A 25,340-nucleotide genomic window follows, 5' to 3' on the forward strand; every position below is an offset into this window, starting at 1 on the left:
TTTATCCGCAAACTTTTTTAAATTTCTATTTTATAAAAACTATTAAAACATAGGAAATGTGATGAGCAAAACAATTTATTCTAACATTAAAATTAAATCTGATACATATTACTTTCTTTATATTGGCGAGCTTAAATCTTATGGGTTAAATTTTTTCTTAAAAGATTTTTTTCAAAAACTGTACAATAAAAAAATTGATTTTATCGCTATAGTTTCTGATTTTTTTGATCAGTACTATTATAAGAATCTAATTGTAATAAACCCAGAAGCTGAAAAACACTTGGAGAAAACCGGGAAAAAGGTATGCTGCCGAATCGATGCCAAACAATTTATGAAAGAAGTATCAAATAATGATTTTGTACAAGACTTAATACAAAAAATCTTAACACAGCAAAATCACTTATATATTTATATGTATGAGAGCCTGCCCGAAATGACTCTGGATCAAATTGACGGGGTATCTGTTCTGGGACCCAAAAGTAATATTGCTCATAAGCTTAATAACAAAATTTTTCAATACAAGACATTTAACAAAATCGTTCCCATGCCGGACTTTGACATTTGTCAAGGGCTAGAAGACCTCCTGGCTAAAGCAAAAAAAATGCGGAGTGAATGGGAAGATGGCATTTTTATCAGCCAAGAGTATAGCGCAGCTGGTTCTTGCAGCGCTGTAACTAGCACAAGACAAGATATTCTAAGAAAATTTAACGACCAAAACGCAACATATCTTATTTCAAGATATATCCCACATGAATATGACCCTACTGTCCTCGCAATAGTTGCGAATGAAAATGATGTATATATTGCAGGTGTAGCTGATCAGTGTATAGTAGATGGGAATAGGTTCGTTGGCTCCACATACCCTTCAGTCCTACCAGATGAAATAATTAAAAAGTTAAAAGAGTATACTGTCAAGGTGGGTCAACAAATTGGAAAATTGGGATATCGAGGTATATATGGATGCGATTATATAGTGGTTGATAATAATATATATTTTATGGAAATTAACTCAAGAAAACAAGGGACAACAATGGAATTTTGTTGTACACTTGAACAACTATTACCCAAAGGTTCTCCCATGTTGCCGGAGTTAGAATATTATGCTGTGAAGGAAAATAGGTTTCCAAGCAATACAATTGAATTAAAAGACAAAACAGATAATATATACTGGGGCACATATAATATGAAAATCAACAACGTTGCTACAACTGACGGATATATACCCCAGGATCCAAACGAAAGAGAAATTTTTAAAAAAGTTGCTAACAAAGAGTTAAAGAAAGATTTTATTATAATGGAACATATTGGAAATGATTTTATTATCAAATCCGGAACCTTTTTAGGAAGAATCGTTTCTGTGGCGAATAACCGTGAAGACATGTTAAGCGGTATAGAGTATGGCAAGCGCTTTCTAAAGTATACAGTTAAAGAGACATTTAAAATCTAAAAAAGTAAACTAGATATGCGCTGAAGTTTAAGGTCCGGACTCCACAACTCATAACCACGTTAAAATTATTGATTGTCGAATAGTCTTAGTCCACCATGCAAAGTTTGATTCTTTTCATGAGCATTAGTTTTCGATGCGCATGCAAAAAATCTGTGCTGATATTTTAAAATAATTTAACATATAACATTCAGTATTCCCCTGTAAAAAACTCTTTTTTTGCGGGGCTACAGTCAGGAGGAAATCAATGTCTAATTTAGAGGTAAATGATCCCAGCCTAGATGATTATACTAAAGAGTTGTTTGAGGAACTTTATGCTCCAGGCAGTGCGATGGGCACCGTACCAGACGATCTAAAAAAGGAAGTTCTTTCTTTATTAGAAGTTGCCCAGCAAAAAAATTTAACAACGCCAATTATAAAACTTTTTGAAATTTTAAGAAAAACAAAAAAGGAACACGGTATCTCGCCTGATGAGTTCGGGATATCTAAAAATGATCTATTAAAATTAGCCAAAAAACATGAGCAAATAGATGAACATGAAGTGAGTATTGGGGGGCGCGTAGGCAGAGCTCTTCCTATTGTTCAGGCCGCCAACTCAAGAATTCAAGAATACTTACAGGTAAAGGATAAAGAAGCTCCTAGTGGAATTGAACTTTGGCCAGATATAGAAAAAAATATTCAAAAAATAAAAAAGGTTTTAGGCATTAGTGACGACGATTGGAATACTTTTAAAGGCCAGCTCAGATATGCCATTGAAGATTTTGAAACCTTAGCCCAAATACTAGACCTTCCCGAAAAAGCTATCAAAGATATTGCCCGCGTTACCAAGCACTACCGTATGAGACTGACCCCATATTATGCGAGCCTTATCATGCCTGGCCGAATTAATGACCCAGTGCTTCTCCAGTCCGTCCCGACCGGAGAAATGGTTGACAATGCAGGGGTAGAAATCCCTCCAGTGGCAGCTGACCACTCTCCAGCCAGGCTAATTGACCAGTTTTATCCCAGAGTTGTGACCATCAAAGCTACCAATATATGCGCCATGTATTGCACACATTGTTTAAGAATAGCACATATTGGCAAAAAAGACCGTATCTACAGTAAAGAAGCATACCGAGAAGCCTTTGAGTACATCAAGAAAAATAGCTTTATCCGAGATGTCTTAATAACTGGAGGAGATTCATTTGTTCTGCCCAACGAATATATTCGCTGGATACTAAATGAATTAGACTCCATTGATCATGTAAAAGTTAAACGACTTGGCACCCGTATTCCAGTAACCACCCCACAGAGAATCGATACAGAACTACTTGATATACTTGAAGAAAGCAATGATATCAAGCCGATTCGTGTAGTGACTCAGATTAATACCGCACAGGAGATAACTCCTGTCTCCAAAGAAGCATTTAAACAAATCTCTAAGAGAGTAAGTGCTGTACTCAATCAAGCAGTGTTACTGCGTGGGATAAACGATTCAAAAGTAAAAATGTGGAAACTTTGCGAGACAATACATGAAGCATATGTTCGTCCATATTATGTCTTTAATTGTAGTTACCGCAACCCACAATTTATTCACCTCAGAGTGCCTATAGAAAAAGGTCGAGATATTATTGAAAGTATGTACGGAAACATATCCGGCGATGCTATTCCGAGATATATAGCTACAGCCGGAGGCAAAATACCTCTTCACAGAAGCAATGTGATCGGACGTGACAATAACGACCTAATCTTGAAAAAACCATGGAGCGGCGAAGAAGTAAAATATCCTGATGCAGATGCAAATATATATGAAGATAATGACAATTTCGCATTCGCAAAATACAATAAATAACATATGACAAACAAAATAATTGTGGAATTTTTCAAGGAACATAAGCAGAAAATGCTTATGTTCCTTGAAAAAATAGTACTGACTAACAGCTGGACTTACAACAAACCGGGTGTAGATAGAGTAGTAGATGAAATTATATCTGAATTATCAGGTTTAAATCTACATTTTAAAAGATATGAAAACTCTGATTTAGGAGACAATTTAACAGCATCTACAGTAAAAAAAGATCCACAAAAAATATTAATTTGTGGTCACACAGATACTGTATTTCCTCCTGATAAAGAATTCAATTGTTTTGAACACAAACATGGAGCCAAGCTCATAAATGGGCCTGGCGTGATCGACATGAAAGGAGGACTAGTAGTCGGCATATTTGCCCTCAAAGCCCTTCATCACCTTGGAGTCTTGCACGACATCCCAATAACCTTTATCTTTAATTCAGATGAAGAGATCGGGTCTCCTAAATCAAAACAACTAATAATTTCCGAAGCCCGGCAAAGTTCTCTGGCCTTTGTTCTTGAATGTGGAGGGCTAAACGGCGAGGTCGTTACGGGAAGAAAAGCTAAAATGAATGTCCGCATAGACGTCAAAGGCAAGGCGGGGCACGCCGGCTTTGCCCATACTGGCAAAAAAAGCGCTATTTTAGAACTCGCGCACAAAGTTATTGCGCTCGAACAATTGAATGATTATGATCTTGGAATAACTGTAAACGTGGGCCAGATAGAGGGAGGCATAGGGCCAAACACTGTTCCCGAAATGGCTTCTGCCTATCTGGATATCAGGTTTAATAAAAAAACGGATGAACGTAAAATTAAACAAGATCTAGACGCCATTTGTGCACGCAGTGTCATTAATGGCACACAAACCAAATATAAAATTCTTTCTTCACGTCCACCTATGGAACAAACAAAACAGAACAAACTGTTGTTCTCTGAAATTCAACGCATTGCCCACGGCATGAACATTACCATTTGGGAAGAGTTCCGCAGTGGCGTATCCGATGCAAACTTTATCGCCCAAGCAGGAATTCCTGTTATTGACGGCCTAGGACCAGTTGGAGATGCAGATCATAGCTCTGATGAATATATGATTGTCGATAGCTTTGTTGAAAGAGCAATATTATTTACCAACATCCTCCTTCACTTTGGCCTGGGTGAAAAGGCTAAAGCAAAAACCCTATCTTTGCACGAAGTTTAAAATTTAGTTGTAAACAATCACAGGTTAGCAACCATCGAAAAATAATTCCGACAAAATTGCTATCTTATTTTTTACATCAAAATCGGAGAATGAAACCTTAAAAATAGAAGAGGAAAATGGATAAATATAAATTGAGTTTGAACGAAGAGTTAGAGCAGACAGAGCAAAAGCTGGCCGTCCTGATCAACAAAAGAACTCGTCTTTTGGGCAAAATTGCTCAAAAAAGAATGGAGAAAAATAAAAGCCTAGTGGATTCTGGTCTGGAGAAAAGGCTCTGGTCATTATGGAAAAATCATTTCAAAGGGGAAAACCAGAGGGCTTACCGCCAATTGTTTACTATTTTAAATAGCCTTAGCTATGGCCAGGCTGAGAAGAAAAAATTTTCAGACAAACCTTTTTGTCTATACCCCACCAAAAAGCCACTAAATGTCCACATAGATGGCCCAAGAGATATTTTTCAAGCCAGGATATGCACTTTTTTGGCCGGCTTGGCAGACAAACCTGTACACATAGACAATTTCCCCATCAACGACTCTCTCATCGAATTAATTAAAGCTTTAAACCAGTGTGGAGCTAGACTTACATGGAAAGACAAAATTTTTAGTTCAGAGCCTGCTACCTTAACCTGTGCCAACAAATCCATCTTTGTAGGCCAAAATGCATTCAATTTTTATCTTTTGCTCTGTCTAAGCTTAGGTGAAGCCGGAGTAACAAAATTTACCAGTGCATCTAACCTCAAGATCCTGAATTTAAAACCTATCCAGGACATCCTGCCCCAATTGGGAGCCAGGCTAAGTTCTACCTACCCTCAAAGCTTCTCTCTCCCTGCCAAACTAGAAGTCAGCGGGAAAATTCCAGGCCAAATCACCCTGCCAGAGGCTGTTGACCCGGATTTTGTCCTGGCCCTTGCTTTAGCAGCATGCACCTATTCCAGTCCCTTGACCATTAACTTTTCACATGGGGTTCAGCTCGAAAAGGTCAAACAAACCCAAAGAGTTATGCAAAGCTGGGGCATAAAAACTTTACTTAGCGAGCAGAGTCTAACCATTCACCCAGGTCGTCCGGAACTTTTAAAAAATTTTCATTTGCAATTGGATCCCATTCTTAGTGCCTATCTACTGGCTCTACCACTCTTTGCTGGCGGAGAGGTAACACTTCGGGGGCATTGGCCAAAAGACAGTTCACTTGCTACGGCCATTTACAATCTACTTGGACAGGCTGGTCTGAAGCTTACGACTTCAGCAGATCAGATTGCTGCCATCCCAGCTCACAGACCTGCTGAATGTTTTATTGACATAAGCGACTACCCTGAACTCGCTCCCCTTGCTCTGCCTTTGCTACTTTCCTTTAAAAGCTCGGCCACCATATTTATCCCTACCGACACTGAGCAGGCCGAATTTGCTATAGACCTGTTAAAATTTCTAAATTTAGATTTTAATCTCTACCCAAGTCGTCTGGAAATCAACTTTCAAGACAAGGGTCCCAGAAAAGAACTCTGGCATAGCCCTGACCCATACTGGACATTAGGCTATGCACTGAGTTCATTTATTTTCAAGGGTGTTTGTCTGGCTAATCCTGGCAGTTTAACCGCTATCTGGCCAGACTTCTGGAAAATATTTCAAAATCTACCGGACCCGCAAAATCAAATAACACCAACTAGTGCAGGAGAGAAAAATGACCAACCAGGTCGAAGGCGATTCATTGTCTCGTGAAATTGAAGCCTTAAATAATGAAATCAAAGAATTGGAAAAGCAAAAAAAAGAATGCTTACAAAAACTTATTGAACTAAGGAGTCAAGAAGATCCTAAGACAGGCAAATTTTTTCCCGAACAGATATTTTCCCTGCAGCAAGAAAAATTGCGCCTAGAAGTCGAAATCGATCTGCGCCGCAAAAAAATCAACCGTTTAACTTATGAAATTTAAAAAGCAATTGAACAACATTTGGTTACTTGAATAAGAGTTGGCCGCTTTTAATGAATAAATAACCAAAATCAGCTTACAATGACACCAAAGTTTGCTTTGATTGGGCCCAGTAAAAAAGTGGCTTACATGGCCAGAAGTTTCTTTAAAAACAAGAGAGAATGGGAACAGTTGGGTCGTCTTGTATCTGTAACCACTACTGACGGACAATCCATTGAGCTGGACATCCCGCACTATTTCGATTGGCAGGATATGTTAGCTCAACACCAGATAGACTCTATCATCAACCTCGATCACGATCCGGCCCTCAAACAGGAACTCCGCCGAAACCTGCCCAGCGACGTAGACCTTTCTGAAAATATTCCCGGCCAGCTGCTGCACACTCTATTTTTAGCCAAATCAGTCCATAAGCAAAAAGCCTTGGACAAAAACATTTTTTTAGAGCAAGTCGTTCATGCATTGCCCTTTGCCATCATCGTCTATGACCGCCAGGGTCGAGTTATTTATTGGAACGAACATTGTGAACAAATGACAGGGGTCAAGGCCAAGGATGTTTTGGGTAAAAAAAAGGTCGGCATTATATTTTATCCTTATCATCGCCCCTTGGTTGGTCAATTGATTTTAGAAAGTCTTGATCCCGATGTAATCCGCCAAATTTTCAACGAACAGGATACAAATATTAAATCCTTCCCCAATGGCATCCAAGTATCGGGGTTTATCCCTCTCCGTTCCCGCATTCAAGGCTATTATCAGATCACTGCCATGCGCATAGTGAGAAACGACAAGGTGTTGGGGGCTTTCCAGCTGATCCATGATGTTAATTCCCTGGTTCTTTTAAAAAATCAGCTGCGCAATCAACAAGAAATCATGCAAAATATCCTGCTCAGGTTGCCTTTTCCTCTTATCCACACCAATCTCAAAGGAGATATCTTTTTTACCAACAAGGCCGCGGAAAATGATTTTATTCCGTTTACTGGCAATGAGAAGGCTGAGAATGTCTTTGACCTCATCCCGGAAGCCAAAAATCAGATATCCGAACATCTTTCCACCCTTCAGAAAGACGTATTAACACGCGATCTCGCCCAAAAATTTACACTAGACCTAAACAGTAAACAATGGGATGTAACCTGTATTATCATACCGGATGAACAAAATAAAAACAGTGGCTTGATCTGGATTCTGCGTAATATCAGTGCTGAAGAAACACGGGATAGACTCAATGCTGCCCTGGCCATGTCCGGAGCTATCAGTCACGAACTGGCTCAACCTCTAACAGCTATAGTTAACTCCGCCCAACTCCTAGCGCGCACCGAAGCGACTGATGTAGAACGTATCAGGCGTCACCAGAAGATAATTACCACCGAAAGTGAACGTGTCTTCAAAATTTACCGTAAACTACAAAATATTACCCAATTCAAAGTCCAAAAATATTTGGATACCCAAATTTTGGACTTGGAAGAATCCTCAGATGATCTTTCAAGTTTCGAAACCAAACAAATTGAATAAGAGATTGTAGCCAATCCTTACTTAAGGGGACAAATTTTCATAATTTTTTCCTACTCCTGATTTCTAATCTGGTAGTCAAAATGGGGTTTGGCCACAGACTCATAAAATCGTCCTGGATACTTCACATTTAACACCCCACAAAGGTATGGCCAAGTTATTCACCGTTACATATTTTGATATCATAAACTCAACTCTGACACGATTAACATCCTCAAATTACTACACAATGGAAGAAAATGCGCTCGCAAATTAACTTAGAAAGTTGAGGTCATAAAAACTTACTCATCTCTTTCAACAAGTGTCACTGAGCTCGCCTAAGGAGGGGTTTGACTGTCACCATACAGTCCGAGTTAGACTAGACCATGAAACATGGGAAACTCTGACTTGCTGGAATTTAAAAATTAGTTTACTGCCCATTAATTCGTGAACTTTAAGGTTCAAGCAAACAAAAACGCGTAATAAAAAGATACGATTACACTTCTGATTTTTTTTAGACCTTAACATGTTTAAAAGTTTGACATTTATTGTTTAGCATTTAGCCTTGACTAAATTGAACGATTTTTAAGATTTTTAAGTTAGTTTTACGTTAAACACATAGAAATAAATACATTTTTACTAACGATTTTCATCCAACTGCTGAGATTGCGAGAAGCGAGCCTGAACGAAGCGGCGAAGCAATCTCAAACTTTAGCCTGCAAAAAAATGCACAATTTAAGTCCTGGTTAAAGCAGGACAAAATTGAACCTTATACAGGTCCATACTTATCAAAAGATATACAAAAAAAGGAGTAGCAATGTTAGATAAGATACGTCAAAATGCTCAGTCCTGGGCTATAAAATTACTTTTTGGGTTAATTGTGGTCGTATTTATTTTTTGGGGAGTGGGTAGTTTTCGCAGCAACAGAGCTTCCACCTTGGCCTTGGTCAACGATAAACCCATCCTCGTTCAAGATTTCGTCCGGGCTTATGAAAGCAGTGTCCGGGCCATGCGCCAGCAAAATCCCAACTTAACAGATGAAGCTTTGAAAAACATGCGCTTCAAAGAACAAGTGTTGAATCAACTCATCAATGCTGAACTGCTGACTCAAAAGGCTAAAGAATGGGGATTAACTATCACCCCGGCAGAACTAAGATATGAAATCAGTCAAATTCCGGTCTTTTTGAATGAAAACAAACAATTTGATCCTAGCCGTTATCAGGAGGTTCTAAAGGCCAACAGCCTGACACCGGCCCAGTTTGAAGAGGACTACGCTCACAATCTGCTCATGCAAAAAGTTCAGGACTATATTGCCCTGCCCACCACTCCGTCCGATGAGGAGGTACGCGAATTTTTTAATTTTGCCCGCGAGCAAATGACTATAAACTACATTCAGTTCAACTGGCTGGACTTTAAGGACAAGGTCAAGCCGGAACAAAAAGCCGTGGAAACTTACTATGACCAGCACAAAAACGAGTTTATGGAGCCGGCAAAGATTAAAATCGCCTATCTGGAATTAACCCCAAATGCCTTGGCTGATAAAGAAAATATCTCTGATCAGGAAGTAAAAAATTATTACCAGGCACACAAAGAGCAGTTTAAACAAGAAGAGATGGTCAAGGCCAAGCATATTTTGATAAAATTGAACCCCGATGCTCCAGAAGAAAAAGTCCAGGCTGCAAAGAAAAAAATTGCTCGCATTCAGGCTGAGTTAAAAAAAGGGAAAACATTTGAGGAACTGGCAAAAAAATATTCTCAGGGACCAAGCAGTGTACGCGGAGGAGAGCTGGGTTGGTTTGGCCGAGGTCAGATGGTTAAAAAATTTGAGGAGGCCGCTTTTGACTTAAAACCAGGTCAGATCAGTGAACCGGTACGCACCAGGTTTGGCCTGCACTTGATTAAAGTGGATGACTATAAAGCTCCCGGGACTAAGCCTCTGGAAGAGGTTAAAGCAGAAATTAAGGAGACTATTGGCCAGGAAAAGGCAGCCGATAAGATTGCAGACCTTTTGGACAATGTTTTGGAACTGGTGGTCACCGGTTCCGACCTTAAAACTGCTGCCAAGAAATTCAACCTGAGCGTCGAGGAATCAGGTTTCTTTACCCGTAAGCAAGGGCCTCTGGGCCTAGGTTTACCTCCATCTGCTATAGATAAGCTCTTTAAGCTTCAGACAGGCGAAGTTACCCAGACCCCGATCATGCTTGAAGATGGCTATGTCCTGGCCCAAAAATTAGATGAGAAACCTGCCCAGGCAAAACCTCTGGAGCAAGTAAAGGACGAAATTGTCCAGCTTCTGACTAAACAAGGGGCCATGGCTCTTGCCAAACAAGAAGCTGAGGATGCCCTCGCTAAAATTCTGGCAGCCAAAGACAAGCCTGCTCCGGGTTTCAAAGATAAAATTAAAACAAGTGAACCTTTTGGCCGGAGAGGCTTTATTCCTAAACTGGGCTTTAATCCTGAACTGGTAGAAGACCTCTTTCAGGTCGAACCTGGTACTTGGTTGTCCAAAGCCTATGAATTGCCAAGTGGCTATATACTGGCCCAGGCCAAAGAACATATCCTCCCCAAAGAGGAGGACTTTGCCAAGGAAAAGAAATTCTGGCTGGCATCTTATGCCCGTATCCAGGAACAACAACTTTTCCAAGCCTTCATAACCGACCTTCGCAATAAGGCAAAAATTGAAATTGTTAACCCAAAAATCCTGGAATACTAAGTCATACTTTGTCCCGCCATGCGCGGGGTAAAATAAAGAATAACATTATCTAGACACAAAAAAAGGGGCATAAATATGCCCCTTTTTTTGTGTCTAGATAAAAAATACTGCCTGGCCATTGTCTAGTCACTTAACTCTTTTCTTGGAAACACAATGCTTGTTACGACAATACCCTTTTTCTTCAGGTAATTTAGGATGTATCTTTCACCGCTCAGTACTACTCTCCTGCCCGGATTCTCATCAATGATCAACAGCGGCACACCCTTATAACCATGGCCCCTAAAATAATCTCGTACATTCTTAATCTTTTCCTCAAGACCTTCAGGGACTGAAATTGGTTCAACCTGCTCTAAGCTTTCTATACGCAGTATCTCCAGAAATAGATTCTTAGTCTCTTTTTCCGCAGCTAGAATATGTGCGATTCTTTGCAGATCTGACGGTTTAGCATCCAGAGGATTTAAATGCCATTTAAAGGCAGTTGGGTTATTAATAGCAAGATTAGCCATTAATTTGCTACAATGATCACAGTGCAGACTAAAAAACAAATAAAATTTAGGCCAATCTCTGGTTTCTTTGCCAGGCCAAGAAAAAACCGTAAGTTCACTCAATTGCGGAGTTTTGGGAGAAAACTTGAGTACCGAGTTAGCTGTAAACCCTCCGACCCACACAGCAAATCCCAAAACAGCGATAGCCAGTGAACGTCTGAACCAGGCGAAAAATACCAGGCAAAAAAATAGTGCCAGGCCCACGCCGATACACAAAGCACAGCGCTCCTTAAGCGCCATAAATTGAAAGCCGAGCAGACCTCCATCAAAAGCCAAACTACCGAGCAATAAAGTAAAACTTGCGCCCCACAACCATTTTTTATCATAACGGCAGGCAAAAAAAAGGAGAAGCCACAATAACCAAAAAAACAAGGCGCCGAGCACGATCAAAAAAGTATCGCCAAAACGAACATACTCACTCACTATCTGACAGGATTGGGAAGTACACAGACTTGTTTTTTGGCTGTGCTTAAGCCATGTATCCACACTTAAAACCAATGCGGCTATTGCCGGTGGGAATTGGACCAAAAGTTGCTTCAAACTAAACTTTTGCACAGAGATATTTGACATTATACTACCACCCTTTACTAACAAATTGAATTTATTTGCACTTTATTTACAATTTGACAGGTCAGCTATAAATGTACATAGTAAAAAATAAATCAGGCAACAACCTTTAATTTAGGAGGAAACAATGGCAGATTTTCGCACCTATTCCACCCCTAAAGTGCGGACTGAAGTGCTCAATGTATTCATGCGCGGGGTTTACCAATGGATGGCCATAGGTTTGGGGCTAACAGCCCTGGTAGCCTATTTCGTAGCCTCATCCCCAATTCTTATTCAGGCTATTTTTGGCAATCCCCTGCTCTTTTGGGGGTTGATTATTGGGGAACTCCTGCTTGTAGTCGGCATCAGCGGAGGAATTACCCGCTTGTCAGCATCAGCCGCCACATCTTTATTTCTCGTCTACAGTGGTCTTAATGGAATTACTCTTTCAGCTGTTCTTTTAATTTACACGGCCACATCCATTGCTTCAACTTTTGTGGTTTGTGCCGGTATGTTTGCAGCCATGAGTATTTATGGATTGACCACTAAAAAAGACCTTACCTCGTGGGGCAGCTTTTTATTCATGGGACTGGTGGGCATCATTCTGACTTCCATCGTAAATATCTTTTTAAAGAGCCCGGCAGTACACTTTGTCATCAGCGGTATCGGCGTCATTATCTTTGTTGGCCTAACTGCCTATGACACTCAAAAATTAAAAGTGATGGGTGAAAGCGCCCCCCTGGATGATTCACTGGCCATGCGCAGGGGCACAATCCTGGGTGCACTGACACTCTATCTTGATTTTATCAACCTTTTTCTCATGCTTCTCCGCTTTTTTGGGCAATCCCGCGACTAACTTTTTTGGAGCCAGGTCACGCATCCTTATCCTACCAGGATGGGCTCGTGGCCTGGCTTATAATCATGTCTGACTTGATTTCCTGGCAAAAAAAACTCTGTCCTGCTTTATGGCCCATCAGTCTACTTTATGGGCTTGGTATGCGCCTAAGGTCTACTTATTGGGCCCACTCCACCCATACTTGGAACCCTCCTATACCCTGCATTTCTGTGGGAAATATCTCCTGGGGCGGGACAGGAAAGACTCCTTTTTGTCAATATCTCCTTAAATTATCTCTCAAGTATAATCTGCGTCCCGTCATCCTCACTCGCGGCTATAAAGCTAGCCCCCCGGTCTATCCACATCTGGTCCAGGTAAATGATGACCCTAAAACCTGCGGAGATGAACCACTACTTCTTGCCGCGTCTCATGCCCAGGCTAAGGTTGTGGTCGATCCAAACCGAACCAGAGCAGGTAAATGGGCTATTGCGAATCTAGACCCTGACCTATTCATACTGGATGACGGTTTTCAACACCAGAAGCTTCACCGGCATCTGAATCTGGTTCTTTTTTCCCCTAATGATTTCTTGATTCACTGGAATAAAGTCATACCGGCCGGTCCCTGGCGAGAACCAAAAACAGCTCTTAACCGGGCGGATATATTTTTGATCAATACCTGGAACAGAGATAGGCAGACACTGGCAACTTATGTAGCCCGGAAACTGACCCCTTTTAACAAGCCTATTTTCTACTTCCGCATTTGTCCCCGTGCACTTATCAACTTAAATACACAGACAAGACATCCTCATTTAAACAACGAGCCATATATCCTGGTCACTGGCATTGCCAATCCAAAAAAAGTCCTATCCACCATCACTCATTTCCTAGGTTATCCACCCAAGAACCATCTTTTTTTTCCAGACCACCATCATTTTGAAAAAAAAGACTTTGAGCATATTCTTCAGCTAGCTCACAACGACAAAATCAAACACATAGTTTGTACTACAAAAGACGCACTTAAGTTGAAAAAATTCACCTACCCACACCTCCTTGCCCTGGAAATAGAAGTCCAGTTTGATACAGAAGACGAGCAACGTTTTGAACAAATTTTACTAAAAAAAATATCAAGGCAGGATTAAAAGATAAAAAGGACAAAAGGTTAAGGGAGAAGAAGATTTAAATGTAGTGTTGAAGCATAATATTAGTTGAACAAAAAAAATATAGAGAGTACCTACCATTAGGTCGCTCAGGTTAGCGAAAGGACGTATTGAAAATTAAATAAGAATCAAATGGCAAAAATTTAAACAAAATTGTGTTATCATGATTAAGAAAAATATTATCTTATTGAAAAAACTTAAGAAACATCTTGTAAATATACACTTACAAAAATTAACTCCCGTTCTCGTGGCAGACACAAGCTGAAAAAATTGATTTCTTGCAGTTGTATATTTTACAGTATGACAAAAAAGACATACTCTTTCAAACTTTAAAATAAAGGATACTTAAATATGGCCAAAAACAAAATTGATTTTCGTAGCATCATTAAACTTTTTAAAAAATCAGACAAACCTCTGACCCGCAATGAACTCTATAAAACCTTAGCCTTCAGAAAACAGGACAAAAAAAAGATTCGGGCCATTTTGAATGAACTTGTAAATCAGGGTAAACTCATCCAAACCGGACGAGCCTATTGTTTGGTGAACAAATTACCTGTGATCAAAGGCAAATTTGAAATGCAAAAATCTGGAATAGCCTTTGTTTTGCCTGAAGACAAAAGACGCAAAGACGTTTATATCCACCCGAATAACTTTGAAGGAGCCTGGCATGGAGACACGGTGCTTGTGGCTTTGCTGCCTCAAAAAAAAGGTAAAAGTCCTGAAGGCAGGGTAGTACGTATTCTTGAAAGGCAATTTCAGGAATTGACAGTCAAAGTTACAGAGCAAATAGGACCAAATATCTATCTGACCCGGCCAACAGATTTAAAACTTCAGCTTTCCTTGATTGTGGAGATTACAAAGCCTGATTTGCGATTAAACCCAGGAGATATAATCGTTGTCAGGCCGGACAAACAACTGGAAGCAAGACTTTGGTCGGGCATCTTTACGGAAAAGTTAGGGCCGGAATTAGACCTCAAGGTACAAGAAGAGCTGGTCAAAAAAAACCATCTCATCCCCTCCAAGTTTGACTCTTCGGTGATTAATGAAATTGAGGCTCTCCCCTCTTCCCCTGTGCACGACGATTTTAATGGCCGGCAAGACCTGACACAACTTGATTTTGTAACCATTGACGGTGCTAAGGCCAAAGACTTTGACGATGCAATCTTTGTGGAAAAAAAAGGAGGTCAATTCAGACTATTTGTAGCCATAGCTGACGTTGCCCACTATGTGCAGTTGGGCTCATCTCTGGACAGAGAAGCCCAGGAAAGAGGTAATTCTTATTATTTCCCTCTCTCTGTGGAACCCATGTTTCCAGAAAAGCTTTCCAATGGGCTGTGCAGTCTCAAACCCCGCGTTCCCCGACTGGTCATGGTTGCGGAAATGACCTTTTCTGCAAAAGGCTTACGTAAAAAAGCCCGGTTTTATCCAGCGGTTATCAAAAGCAAATACCGGCTGACTTACTCTCAGGTGCATGAGGCCGTGGAACTGGGGAACAAAAAAGTGCAAAAAGAAATTACCTCTGTTCTACCTATGTTGAACGAGGCTTCCAAACTGGCACGTCTTCTTCTTCAAAACAGGAAAGAACGGGGGAGTATTGATTTTGACCTACCTGAACCGGAAGTTCTTTTCAATATTCGGGACGGTCAGTTGCAGGTCAGGCCGCGGGTGAGAAATTTTGCTCACCAAATCATCGAAGAGTTTATGATTGCCGCCAATGAGGCCGTGGCCAGTTTTTTGGAAGAAAAGGGGATTTTATTTCTATATCGAATTCATCCTCAGCCAGATGAAGACAAGCTGGATTCCCTATTCAAACTTCTGGCCTCAACACAGCTCGGACAAAAACTGCCAAAGGAAAAAGACCCTAAGAGCTTGCAAATTTTGCTCAAGGAGGCCAAGGACACAGACTTGGAATTTCTGGTCAACCGCCTACTGCTTCGTTCCATGATGCAGGCCAAATATTCTCCCTTCAATGAAGGGCATTTTGGATTGGCCTCTACAAGCTATTGCCATTTTACATCTCCCATCAGGCGCTATGCAGACCTTACTGTACACAGGGCCCTTAAAAAAGTCCTGAACTCACAGATCCCGGCCAAGCAAAAACCTAAAAAGTTAAAAAAACTGGGAGAATCATTAAGTATTCTGGAACGCAAGGCCATGGAGGCAGAGCGGGAAATCTTGAAAAGAGCAACTATTTTAAGCCTTATGACAAGGGTGGGGGAAAGTTTTACCGGCGTGATCTCTTCCTTGACTGATTTTGGTTTTTGGGTGGAACTGGAAGACGTACTGGCCGATGGCCTGGTCAGGCTGTCCTCGCTCGCGGATGACTATTATACCTTCTGGCCTGATCAACAAAAAATTGTTGGCAGGCGCACCGGTAAAACTTTTTCTCTGGGTCAGAAAGTGGAGGTCATCCTGCAAAAAGCCAGCCTTGACCGCTTGGAACTGGACTTAAGCATCCTAGACTAAAGAGCCTTGTAGCCAAACCCTATTTTGGCCGCCAATTGAAAGTTCTGGTTACTTGAATGCCTTGCAAAGGACTGGCTAACCTATCTTAGCGAAGTTTGAGGACAAGCAGAGCATTAGGGCGATACGGCTAGATATTTGGCGAATCTTATCATAATTCTATATAACCTAAATTGAGCGAATTTTTTGCAGACCAAACTTTGAGATTGCTTCGCTCCACTTTGCTCCGCTCGCAATGACAGGGGCGAAATTGTCATTGCGAGGGCTGCGAAGCTGCCCGTGGCAATCTCACCCATTGAATGAAAATCGCTGGCTCAAAATCTACTTTTATCCCAATGTGTTTAACGCAAAACTAAATCAAAAATCGCTCAATAAGGCATTATAAAATATTTGTTAACCAAAATCCCCCATTATGCTCTGCCCGCAAGCAAGCTATAGATGGATCCAGGAGTTTGCACCAGCATGAAAGAAACCAGAACTGAAAATAATCATGAAAACTTGCCCTCTTAAGTATAGTTTGGCAACAAACTCTAAAGGCTTTTTTTTTTGAGTTTAGTGTTTGGGGGCCGGGCTTTAGTTTCACTAAGTCCCAACCCATCCACTCAGCCCTATTTCTGGGGTATAGGAACCGATGATAGTAAGTACTTTATATCCTCATCTGTAAAGTAAAGACCTAGACCAGCAAAAAAGGAACTATCGCCTGTATCGCTTATAAAATCATCCATGCCGGCAATAGCGTAAAAATTCTTTAAGAAAAAAAGCTTTCCCCCTGCCTTGAGATGAGGCGGAGCATCGGATGAAAAATCAAAGGCATCCATAAAAAGCTGAATACGGTCATCCCAGAGATAATAGTCCAGACCTAAGCCGCCAGACGACTCGATAATCCCGCCCCTTATAACCAGGTCATGCCACCTCTTGGCAATCTGAACGGAAAATTTCAGCCCATCCTTTTCAGTGATACTTTCTTCTTCCTCATAAGTATGCCAGACACCACCATCATCCCGATATCGGCGGTAGGTATCAGTGGTCTTGGTTCGTCCTTTGGGATCATCCACAATGGACAATAGATAGTACTTGTCCTCTCCCGGCTGCAATTTCAGGGTCAGGTAAGACTTGGTATCTCCCGAAGCTGACATATATTCAGAATGAAAATCAACAGAGGTACGAAACTGTTCCTGTTTGGCAAGGTATTTGTTTAATCCCTCTAATGTCTTGTCCAGCTCTTTTCCTGTGGTGTCATCGTTCACCAGCTTGCCCAGGGTGCCTTTACCTTGATCGATCTTTTGAGAAACACTCTTTAAAGAGGCCAGAGTCTTTTTCAAATCATCGCCCATCTCTTTGTCCGAAATAAGCCTGGCCACTGGACCTTCCCCATTTTGGGCCTTATCCAGAAGGGAGTTCATTTTATCTAAAGTAGTTTTTAACTGAACAGAGGCCACTTCAAAATTACTGATTATCTTTTCAATACCCTTTTTATTCCCGCCAGAGATGTCTTTTAAGTCTTTGGAAAATTCTCTAAAATTGGCCACGATCAGGTTTACGCTCTCCATATTGGTCTGAACCATTTTATTCAAACCAATGGCCATCTCCTTTAGATTTTGAACCAGCAATCGTAAATCCTGCTCCCCTTCGGGTCCACCCACTACGTTGGCTACACTACGGGCCACCTTGCCTATATCATCGGCAATCTGCCCCACTTTTTGAAATAGCTTATCCATATCTACCAGAGCTTCAGTACGGCCAATCCTGTCTCCATTTTGCAAGACCGGATACCTTTCTGTCCCGCTCCGAAGTTCCACAAATTTGTCGCCCAGCACTCCTCTCGTGCGCACTGCAGCCACTGCATCGGCATGAATCCGCACGTCAGGACTCAAGGCTAAAGTTACTCTTGCCCTCCCATTTTCAAGAACAATGTCTTTGACCAGCCCTACTTCGATACCAGCTATTTCCACTGGTGAATTCTTCTTCAGTCCACTGACATTATCAAAGAAAACCTCAATGTTATACATATCGCCGGTAACAAACTTACCTTTGCTTACCTTTGTAGTCATATAACCGAGGGCAATAAGGACTATAAAGACGAATATTCCTACTTTGACTTCTACACCTGGTTTTGTAGCCATAACTAAAATTTTCTGGTTGATGGTTAAAAATGAATTATCATTCTTGATTAAGCAGCTTATTGATTGAACAGATGAATGACTTATTGGTTATATGGTTTTTGGGTATTGCTCAAACCATTCCAGCATTTACTATTCAACCACTACAAACCATTTCAAACTACTTTTATTGGTCCATGGGCCTTGCCCTGAATAAATTGCTGGACCACGGGTTCGTCCAACTCCCTTATAACCTCCGGACTCCCGTGAGCAATGATTTTACCATCATAAAGCATAAAAATCTCATCGGCCGTGGCCATGGTAGCTTGGATATCGTGGCTTATTACTACGCAGGTGGCCCCGAATTCATCCCGGGTTTGAACAATGAGATCGTTGATGGCCGCAGACATAACAGGATCCAAACCTGATGTGGGCTCATCGAAAAGAACTATCTTAGGATCCAGGGCCAGGGCTCTAGCAAGACCTACCCTTTTGCGCATCCCTCCGGACAGTTCGGAAGGCATTTTATAACCCATCCCTTTCAGGCCGACTTTGGCCAATTTTTCCTCCACAATTTCCATGATCTCAGCCTTTGTTTTATTGGTATGCTCAATAAGGGGAAAGGCTACGTTTTCAGCCACAGTGAAGGAATCAAAAAGCGCGGCAGCTTGGAATAACATACCAAACTTCCTGCGCACCTTGGCCAAATCCTTTTCCTTCATGGGCACGATATCCTGACCTTCAATAAAGACCTGACCCTGTTCTGGCTTGAGCAAGCCTATAATATGCTTTAAAAGAACACTTTTTCCTCCCCCGCTGCGTCCAATGATCACATTGACCTGATCCCGAGGCAAAGCCAAATCCAGACCGCGTAATACATGCTGAGATCCAAAGCTCTTGTGCACTCCTTTAAGTTCAATGATAATTTCTTTTTTGTCCATTACTCCACCAACTCAACCACTCAAGCAAAAGATACTAAAACATCAGCGCAGTTAAAATATAATCGCTCACGAGAATAAATACTGAGGCCAAAACAACGGCCTGTGTGGTTGACCGCCCCACGCCTTCTGCTCCGCCGCGGGTGTAGAATCCTTTATAGCATCCGATCAGGGTCAAAATAAGTCCGAAAACAGCAGCCTTGATCAAACCATTATAAATATCTTCCACCTCGACATACTCGTATATCTTGTTCATAAACAAGCCGGCATTTATGCCCAAAAGGTTGACCCCTACCAGATATCCGCCAACAACTCCAACAAAATCACTTATGACCGTCAATAGAGGCAACATTATAACGCCAGCCACAAGACGGGGTAAAACCAAATATTGAACAGGATTTATGGCCATGACAGTTAAGGCATCAATCTGCTCGGTAACGCGCATGGTCCCTATTTCAGCAGCAATAGACGACCCGGCCCGGCCAGTAACCATAAGAGCCGTAATTACCGGCCCCAATTCCCTGGTCATGGACAAGGCCACAGTTGCTCCGACCAGACTCTCTGCCGAAAACATGCGAAAGGCATGGTAGGTCTGCAAGGCCAGAACCATGCCTGTAAAAAGCCCTGTCAAGAGCACCACAAACAGAGAACCTACGCCGACAAACTCCATTTGCTTGAAAAAAAGCCGCCAGCGTACTGGCGGACGGACAAGCCAGTAACAGGCCTCCAAAAAAAGGAGCATCACCTGCCCCATTTCCTGAATTAGTTCTATAAGCCCCTGGCCAAGCCAGGCAAAAAAAGCTTTCATTGCATCAACAGAATTTATTGCCTTTGTTGCGTTTACCGTGCGGAATATTGATTCTTAAATTGAGCGATTTTCACCCAATAGGTAGAGATTGCCACGGGCAGCGAAGCTGCCCTCGCAATGACAATCTCGCCCCTGTCATTGCGAGGAGCGAGCGTGAGCGAAGCGACGAAGCAACCTCAAAGTTTGAACTGCAAAAAAATCGCTGGCTCAAAAACTACTTTTATTCCAATGTGTTTAATGTAAGACTAAATTAAAAATCACTCAACTTAGGTGATTCTTAAACTTTCATGCCGCGGAGAAAGCAGGCCGGTTCATGGCAATCGCTTCGCCATTCCTTTTCACGACAATTTTGCACCTTAACAAAAATTTGTAACAAAAGAGAAGATGCCTATGCAAAAAATCAAATTTACATTTTTGACAAAAAATATCCCCTGCAATATATCGTAAGAGTCTAAAGGTTTAAACGTAAACCTAAAACTTCCTACACAAACGGAATTTTTGCAGGGGCATCAGAGATAGCAAATTCCTGTTTCGTATTTTTCTATCAAACGAATCTGATTCGGTGGAAGCAAAGACTAGGATTTGTGTTTATTATTTCGCTGTGAATGTACAAATCCCATTCATTTGGTAAACTTCTGAATAGCAGAACAAACAGGTGTCTGTAAACCTGAACAACATTATCTTTAGGATTTTCTTGGATAAAAAAGAGGCGTATTCATCCATATAATCAATATTTCGACCATCCTCATCAACTCAACCGGGCATTCATCAAGCAAACTTGGGCAAAAAACACGGATACCAAAGGATATCAAAAAAAATAACTACAAATTTTACCCGAACTAATCCGGTTCTACCCTGAACTCGCACTCCAGCCAAAAATCATCCATCCCATCAAGCCTAGGAAACTTCAGCTTGGTTAGATCTTCCAAAAATAAACGGACAAACCGGACAAATTTCCTTGAACCGTAGATGGACTCTATTTCACTGTACATGATTTGTCCCTGTGCATTTAATCTTATCAAGACCAAGGCGTGGCCCAATCCTGGTGGTGTCGCATGGTCCCAATAAGCCAAAATCATTGCCTTGATCTGTTTTAAATGGGCTCTTACCCGGGCATTACTTAGAGATAGTTTTGCGATAGCCTTGGTTTTCTGCAACTTATTTGTTTGCCGGGCCGGCTGATAATCTTTGCTTGTTTTTTTTGAGACCTCACCTTCACCATCTGGTTTTACAGTTGATTGCCTTGTTTTAATTTTTTGCTGAACCACATCCAATTCTAAAATGAGAGGTGGGACTGGTTCGCTTTTAGTTGATAGGTTATAAAACTTGGGGAAGAATAAAAAGTAGAGGTGTAGAGAAAGAGAAAACAAAAAACACAGGCCGGCAAGGAAGTAAAAATGACGTTTTTGTTCCAGTTCCTTGCTCACGGCCTGCACCTCATCAATGACTCAATCCCGCCAAAGGCGGATCCAAGAACTGGTTCTTGCTAATCTTGCTCACCTTGCTCATCTCGCCCATTACCCTTTGTCCACCAGGATTTATCCGGCCCCTTAAACCACCAATCCGTATGGTCAGTGTGCATAATTTGTCTGGCCAGGGCCTTGCCCTCTTCTGTTCGCAATCTCTCCAGGGCACACTCCAGCCATTTGGCTGCATATTTATTGCCCAAATCCAATTCTTCCTTCAAATTTAAAATGAGGTCGATCTGATCCGCATCCTGGGCCAGGGCTGCTTCCCTGCTCCCTACCATTTCCAACTCGCGCCACAGGTCCAAAATTTCGTTTTTAAACCCGGTTCCTTCCAGAGCATCACCTAGTGCCCGTTCAGAATCACATTTATTATAAATCCTGTATACATAGTTAAAATCGCCAATTCTGGCCTCCTGCAAGTCATGGAATAAACAGAGCAGAGCGGTTTTGGCTTTATCAGCGCCGCTAATTCCAGCTAGAACATAACCAATAATCGCTGTCCTATATGAGTGTTCAGCCACATTCTCCTTACCACTTCCCAGAAACTGATAGCCGGTGCGGGGAGTTTTTCTTAACATCCCCACTTCAAACAAAAAATCAGCGAGTCTTTTCCAGTTTATCTCTTTTTCCTGTTTACTGCTCATCTTCCTCCTCTCTATAAAAAACACATAAGCGCTCGATTTAAGACCTGCTTATCTAAAAATACAATAGTATTCAATGCCAGCCTTTGCATGCCAGGAGATATGCCCTTTTCAAGGGCCAGGCGATAATCCACTCCACAAACGCTCAGGCAAATGAACATCTTCATTCTTTTTTTAACAGTTCCTTGACCTTTTACAAAAATCGTTGATACCGTAACTTTACGGCTTTTAAAATCAAACAAATTGTGGTTCAGAGCTAAATTTAGCGATTTTTAATTGAGTTTTACATTAAACACATTGGAATAAAAGTACATTCTGAGCCAGCATTTTTTACCCAATAGGTGAGATTGCATCAAGGCTAACGCTCTTCGGAATGACTAGTCGCTCATCCTGTCATTGCGAGGGCAGCGAAGCTGCCCGTGGCAATCTCAAACTTAAAACTGCAAAAAATTACACGAGTTAGGTTAGAAATTGCCTTTTTCATAACCTAACTTTGACTACAACAAGGCAGAATAATTGCGTAGGGGAGTTAGACAGATTCTGTCAAACATCCTATTTAACGATTACGTCTAATTAGCTGTTGTGCGTTTAAGGAATAAGCATGGGAGGTTCTAAAAGAACTCTAGAAAAAATGTGGGAAGAGGACGAGCAAAAGCGCAAAGAATTATTGGAAGTTCCCAGCATCGTAGCTGAGTCTCACGAGCTTATTGGAGAACTAAAAGCCCAGTTAGGGAATAGCAGAGAAACAATAGCCAGCCTTAAAAAGCAAATTGTGGAATCAAATTCAATTAAGGTGAAATTACAAGACTACTTTGTTGGTGGGCTAGTAGGGGCTATTTTGGGAGCAATATTGGCTAAAGTATTATAAACCACCACCAATCAAGGCAAGTTAACATAGACCGCAAACTCGGCTGACAACTCATTTGCTTCCGGTTATTTGCTTCTTTATATTTCATCCGACTTATTCGCAGAAACCAATGTCTACTCCTCTGGTGGAGAGCTATGAAAATAATTGATTTAAGCCATCCTATATCTCCAAACATGCCTGTATATCCGGGCACAGAACCACCCATATTCATCACCGGGTCAAACATTGATGACGTTGGTTTTCTTGAAAAGAAGATTACTATGTATTCACATATCGGCACACATATTGACGCCCCGGCTCATATCATTAGGGGAGCAAAGACTCTTGATCAGTTATCTATTGAGCACTTTATCGGGAAAGCATTTTTATTGGATCTGACTACAAGAAAAAAGAAATCCATTGACATTGATGAATTAGAACCTCATCAGGGTTCAATAAAAAATAGTGATTTTATTTTACTCAACACAGGTTGGAGTCTTTTGTGGGGCTCTAACAGCTATTTCCAAAATTACCCGATCTTGTCTTCAGAAGCAGCGTCATGGCTTTGTAATTTTAATCTAAAGGGGGTGGGAACGGACACGATTTCCGCAGATGAAGCCAATTCGCAGGATTTTCCAATCCATAAAATTTTTCTAAGCCACAACATTGTCATTATTGAAAACTTGACAAATTTAAATGCTTTGCCTGCTAATCACTTCATGTTCTCATGTTTTCCTTTGAAAATAGAACAGGCAGATGGTTCACCAGTGAGAGCGGTTGCAATTATTTAACATATAACCATGCGCAAGAACTTGCCCCCAACTCACGTCCTGTAACATGCATTGATACGCACATATTCTTCAGTCAAATCCGAACTCAACAAAGTGTATTCTCCGGGTCCACTGCCCAAACAGACCTGGATGTGCACATCTTGTTTGCGCAAGTGACGGGCCAAGATATTGTCTATATCCATCTTCACAGGTTGTCCCTGGGCAAAAATAGTTATCCCTGCAATCTCCACCCGTACCTGATCCGGATCAAATTCAGCACCACTGCGCCCCAGGGCTGCAACAATCCGTCCCCAATTCGGATCCTGACCATAAAGGGCTGTTTTGACCAGGGGAGAATGCCCAATAGTCCTGGCGGCCACTTCGGCCTGGGCTTCATCTTTTGCACCTGTGACCTGAATATGGATGACCTTTGTCCCCCCCTCAGCGTCCTGGACAATCTGGTAAGCCAAATCCTGACAAACTTCTTGTAAAGCGTTGCTTACCAGACCCTGTTCATCCGGATGGACACGCACCCTGGCCTCTCCATTGGCCAAAGCCAGAACACAATCATTGGTACTTGTATCGCCATCCACGGTGATGGCGTTAAAGCTCGCGTCCACTGCCTCCCTCAAAGACTTTGCCCACCACTCAGGATCTACTTGAGCATCGCAGAGTACAAACCCAAGCATCGTGGCCATATCAGGACAAATCATTCCTGCGCCTTTGGCCAATCCCAAAAAGGTAATCTGCCCCTCTCGCAGGTCCAGCCGCTTCCATGACAGCTTGGGGAAAGTGTCTGTTGTCATAATGGCCTTGGCTACCTGCACGGGCTCTGCCCGGCCCAAAGCTGACTTAAGTTCGGGGATAGCCTTTTTCCACTTCTCAAGATCAAACTGCTCTCCTATAACTCCTGTTGAGGCGGGCAGGATTTCATCTTCACCCAGGGCCAAAAGCTCCCGCAACATTTGCAAGGTTTGACGACAATTCTTATACCCTGCCTCTCCAGTGCAGGCATTGGCCTGACCGGCATTGACCAGTATTCCCCGGACTTCTGTTCTTCTTTCCAGTATTTCCTTAGCAACTAATATCGGTGCTGCCTGAAACCTGTTCTTAGTAAATACAGCAGCTGTAGAAGCGGGACTCTGACTAAATATAAAGGCAAGATCATCTCTATCTTGATACTTGAATCCAGCCCCAACCGTAGCAAACAAATACCCTTTAGGCACCAAAACCATCTTCAATCTCCCCTGAAAACTGTCTCAACTTTATTTTTTTAACTCAACTTCTGACATGATTAACATCCTCAAATTACTACACAATTGAAGAGTGCATTTTCTGAAATGCATTACAAACGGGTTGGGTAACACATCTTGGCGAAGATTGCGAAAGTGCTGTGCATAGGGAGGTTATTCCATCGAACTTTCGAAACCCATCATAACAACAGAAAAGGCTTTAAGTAATATTCTATTGACTAACCCCTTTATGCACAGCCCGCAAGCAAGCCTTAGATGTGTCCAGGTCTTTGTTAGCATTGAAGAAAATGCGCTCGCAAATTAACTCAGCAACTGTGTTTTTTGTCAATAGTTAATGGTTAAAATTTATTGGTTAGTTTATTTTGTTTTCAAGAACAATTTT

The 25,340-nt window shown here is 41.6% G+C and carries 20 protein-coding genes; 12 read left to right on the top strand and 8 right to left on the bottom strand.

Annotated features, from left to right (window positions below; all coding sequences use genetic code 11):
• Nucleotides 1-61 precede the first annotated feature (61 nt).
• From KFV02_RS07055 to KFV02_RS07085, 7 genes are all read left to right on the top strand, one after another.
• Nucleotides 62-1,447 carry an ATP-grasp domain-containing protein gene (locus KFV02_RS07055; protein ID WP_252380838.1) on the top strand — a complete coding sequence of 462 codons (1,386 nt, stop codon included), beginning with the start codon at nucleotides 62-64 and terminating at the stop codon, nucleotides 1,445-1,447.
• A gap of 244 nt (nucleotides 1,448-1,691) precedes the next feature.
• Nucleotides 1,692-3,275, top strand: a complete 1,584-nt coding sequence (locus KFV02_RS07060; RefSeq protein WP_252380839.1) for a KamA family radical SAM protein — start codon at nucleotides 1,692-1,694, stop codon at nucleotides 3,273-3,275.
• A gap of 57 nt (nucleotides 3,276-3,332) precedes the next feature.
• The gene (locus tag KFV02_RS07065; RefSeq protein ID WP_252380840.1) at nucleotides 3,333-4,472 is read left to right on the top strand and encodes a M20 family metallopeptidase; all 1,140 of its coding nucleotides are present in this window, start codon (nucleotides 3,333-3,335) and stop codon (nucleotides 4,470-4,472) included.
• A 116-nt stretch (nucleotides 4,473-4,588) separates the two neighbouring features.
• Nucleotides 4,589-6,184 carry a carboxyvinyltransferase gene (locus KFV02_RS07070; RefSeq protein ID WP_252380841.1) on the top strand — a complete coding sequence of 532 codons (1,596 nt, stop codon included), beginning with the start codon at nucleotides 4,589-4,591 and terminating at the stop codon, nucleotides 6,182-6,184.
• A complete protein-coding gene (locus KFV02_RS07075; RefSeq protein WP_252380842.1) occupies nucleotides 6,147-6,395 on the top strand; it encodes a hypothetical protein in 249 nt (82 codons plus the stop codon). Before KFV02_RS07070 ends, KFV02_RS07075 begins: the two co-directional genes overlap by 38 nt.
• Before the next feature lie 78 nt (nucleotides 6,396-6,473).
• Nucleotides 6,474-7,898, top strand: coding sequence for a PAS domain-containing protein (locus KFV02_RS07080; RefSeq protein ID WP_252380843.1), 1,425 nt, complete (start codon nucleotides 6,474-6,476; stop codon nucleotides 7,896-7,898).
• A gap of 793 nt (nucleotides 7,899-8,691) precedes the next feature.
• Nucleotides 8,692-10,587, top strand: coding sequence for a SurA N-terminal domain-containing protein (locus tag KFV02_RS07085; RefSeq protein ID WP_252380844.1), 1,896 nt, complete (start codon nucleotides 8,692-8,694; stop codon nucleotides 10,585-10,587).
• Nucleotides 10,588-10,709: 122 nt separating this feature from the next.
• Here KFV02_RS07085 and KFV02_RS07090 read toward each other — a convergent pair whose 3' ends face one another.
• Nucleotides 10,710-11,702 (bottom strand): hypothetical protein, encoded by a 993-nt coding sequence (locus tag KFV02_RS07090; RefSeq protein WP_252380845.1) that lies wholly within the window; start codon nucleotides 11,700-11,702, stop codon nucleotides 10,710-10,712.
• A gap of 124 nt (nucleotides 11,703-11,826) precedes the next feature.
• Here KFV02_RS07090 and KFV02_RS07095 point away from each other — a divergent pair, with 124 nt between their 5' ends.
• The 3 genes from KFV02_RS07095 to rnr all read left to right on the top strand — a co-directional run bounded on the left by KFV02_RS07095 (nucleotide 11,827) and on the right by rnr (nucleotide 16,136).
• A complete protein-coding gene (locus tag KFV02_RS07095) occupies nucleotides 11,827-12,534 on the top strand; it encodes a Bax inhibitor-1/YccA family protein (protein WP_252380846.1) in 708 nt (235 codons plus the stop codon).
• A gap of 47 nt (nucleotides 12,535-12,581) precedes the next feature.
• On the top strand, nucleotides 12,582-13,652 hold the full coding sequence (gene lpxK / locus KFV02_RS07100) for a tetraacyldisaccharide 4'-kinase (RefSeq protein ID WP_252380847.1): 1,071 nt from the start codon (nucleotides 12,582-12,584) through the stop codon (nucleotides 13,650-13,652).
• 369 nt (nucleotides 13,653-14,021) lie between these two features.
• The gene (gene rnr / locus KFV02_RS07105) at nucleotides 14,022-16,136 is read left to right on the top strand and encodes a ribonuclease R (RefSeq protein WP_252380848.1); all 2,115 of its coding nucleotides are present in this window, start codon (nucleotides 14,022-14,024) and stop codon (nucleotides 16,134-16,136) included.
• A gap of 605 nt (nucleotides 16,137-16,741) precedes the next feature.
• Here rnr and KFV02_RS07110 read toward each other — a convergent pair.
• From KFV02_RS07110 to KFV02_RS07135, 6 genes are all read right to left on the bottom strand, one after another.
• Complete coding sequence (locus tag KFV02_RS07110; protein ID WP_252380849.1) at nucleotides 16,742-18,256, bottom strand: MlaD family protein; 1,515 nt, start codon at nucleotides 18,254-18,256, stop codon at nucleotides 16,742-16,744.
• A gap of 152 nt (nucleotides 18,257-18,408) precedes the next feature.
• Nucleotides 18,409-19,173 (bottom strand): ABC transporter ATP-binding protein, encoded by a 765-nt coding sequence (locus KFV02_RS07115; protein ID WP_252380850.1) that lies wholly within the window; start codon nucleotides 19,171-19,173, stop codon nucleotides 18,409-18,411.
• 34 nt (nucleotides 19,174-19,207) lie between these two features.
• Entirely contained in the window at nucleotides 19,208-19,978 is a 771-nt protein-coding gene (locus KFV02_RS07120; RefSeq protein ID WP_252380851.1) for an MlaE family ABC transporter permease, read from the bottom strand.
• Between the two features lie 839 nt (nucleotides 19,979-20,817).
• Entirely contained in the window at nucleotides 20,818-21,405 is a 588-nt protein-coding gene (locus tag KFV02_RS07125; protein WP_252380852.1) for a hypothetical protein, read from the bottom strand.
• 59 nt (nucleotides 21,406-21,464) lie between these two features.
• On the bottom strand, nucleotides 21,465-22,091 hold the full coding sequence (locus KFV02_RS07130; RefSeq protein WP_252380853.1) for an HD domain-containing protein: 627 nt from the start codon (nucleotides 22,089-22,091) through the stop codon (nucleotides 21,465-21,467).
• Nucleotides 22,092-22,102: 11 nt separating this feature from the next.
• The gene (locus KFV02_RS07135; protein WP_252380854.1) at nucleotides 22,103-22,255 is read right to left on the bottom strand and encodes a hypothetical protein; all 153 of its coding nucleotides are present in this window, start codon (nucleotides 22,253-22,255) and stop codon (nucleotides 22,103-22,105) included.
• Between the two features lie 434 nt (nucleotides 22,256-22,689).
• Here KFV02_RS07135 and KFV02_RS07140 point away from each other — a divergent pair, with 434 nt between their 5' ends.
• Together KFV02_RS07140 and KFV02_RS07145 are read left to right on the top strand one after the other, a co-directional pair.
• The gene (locus KFV02_RS07140; protein WP_252380855.1) at nucleotides 22,690-22,956 is read left to right on the top strand and encodes a hypothetical protein; all 267 of its coding nucleotides are present in this window, start codon (nucleotides 22,690-22,692) and stop codon (nucleotides 22,954-22,956) included.
• A 134-nt stretch (nucleotides 22,957-23,090) separates the two neighbouring features.
• Entirely contained in the window at nucleotides 23,091-23,726 is a 636-nt protein-coding gene (locus tag KFV02_RS07145; RefSeq protein ID WP_252380856.1) for a cyclase family protein, read from the top strand.
• Between the two features lie 32 nt (nucleotides 23,727-23,758).
• On the opposite strand, the gene argJ is transcribed toward KFV02_RS07145, so the two are convergent.
• Nucleotides 23,759-24,940 carry a bifunctional glutamate N-acetyltransferase/amino-acid acetyltransferase ArgJ gene (gene argJ / locus KFV02_RS07150; protein WP_252380857.1) on the bottom strand — a complete coding sequence of 394 codons (1,182 nt, stop codon included), beginning with the start codon at nucleotides 24,938-24,940 and terminating at the stop codon, nucleotides 23,759-23,761.
• Between the last annotated feature and the right edge of the window lie 400 nt (nucleotides 24,941-25,340).

It is taken from the genome of Desulfovulcanus ferrireducens (assembly GCF_018704065.1).
Taxonomy (GTDB): domain Bacteria; phylum Desulfobacterota; class Desulfovibrionia; order Desulfovibrionales; family Desulfonatronovibrionaceae; genus Desulfovulcanus; species Desulfovulcanus ferrireducens.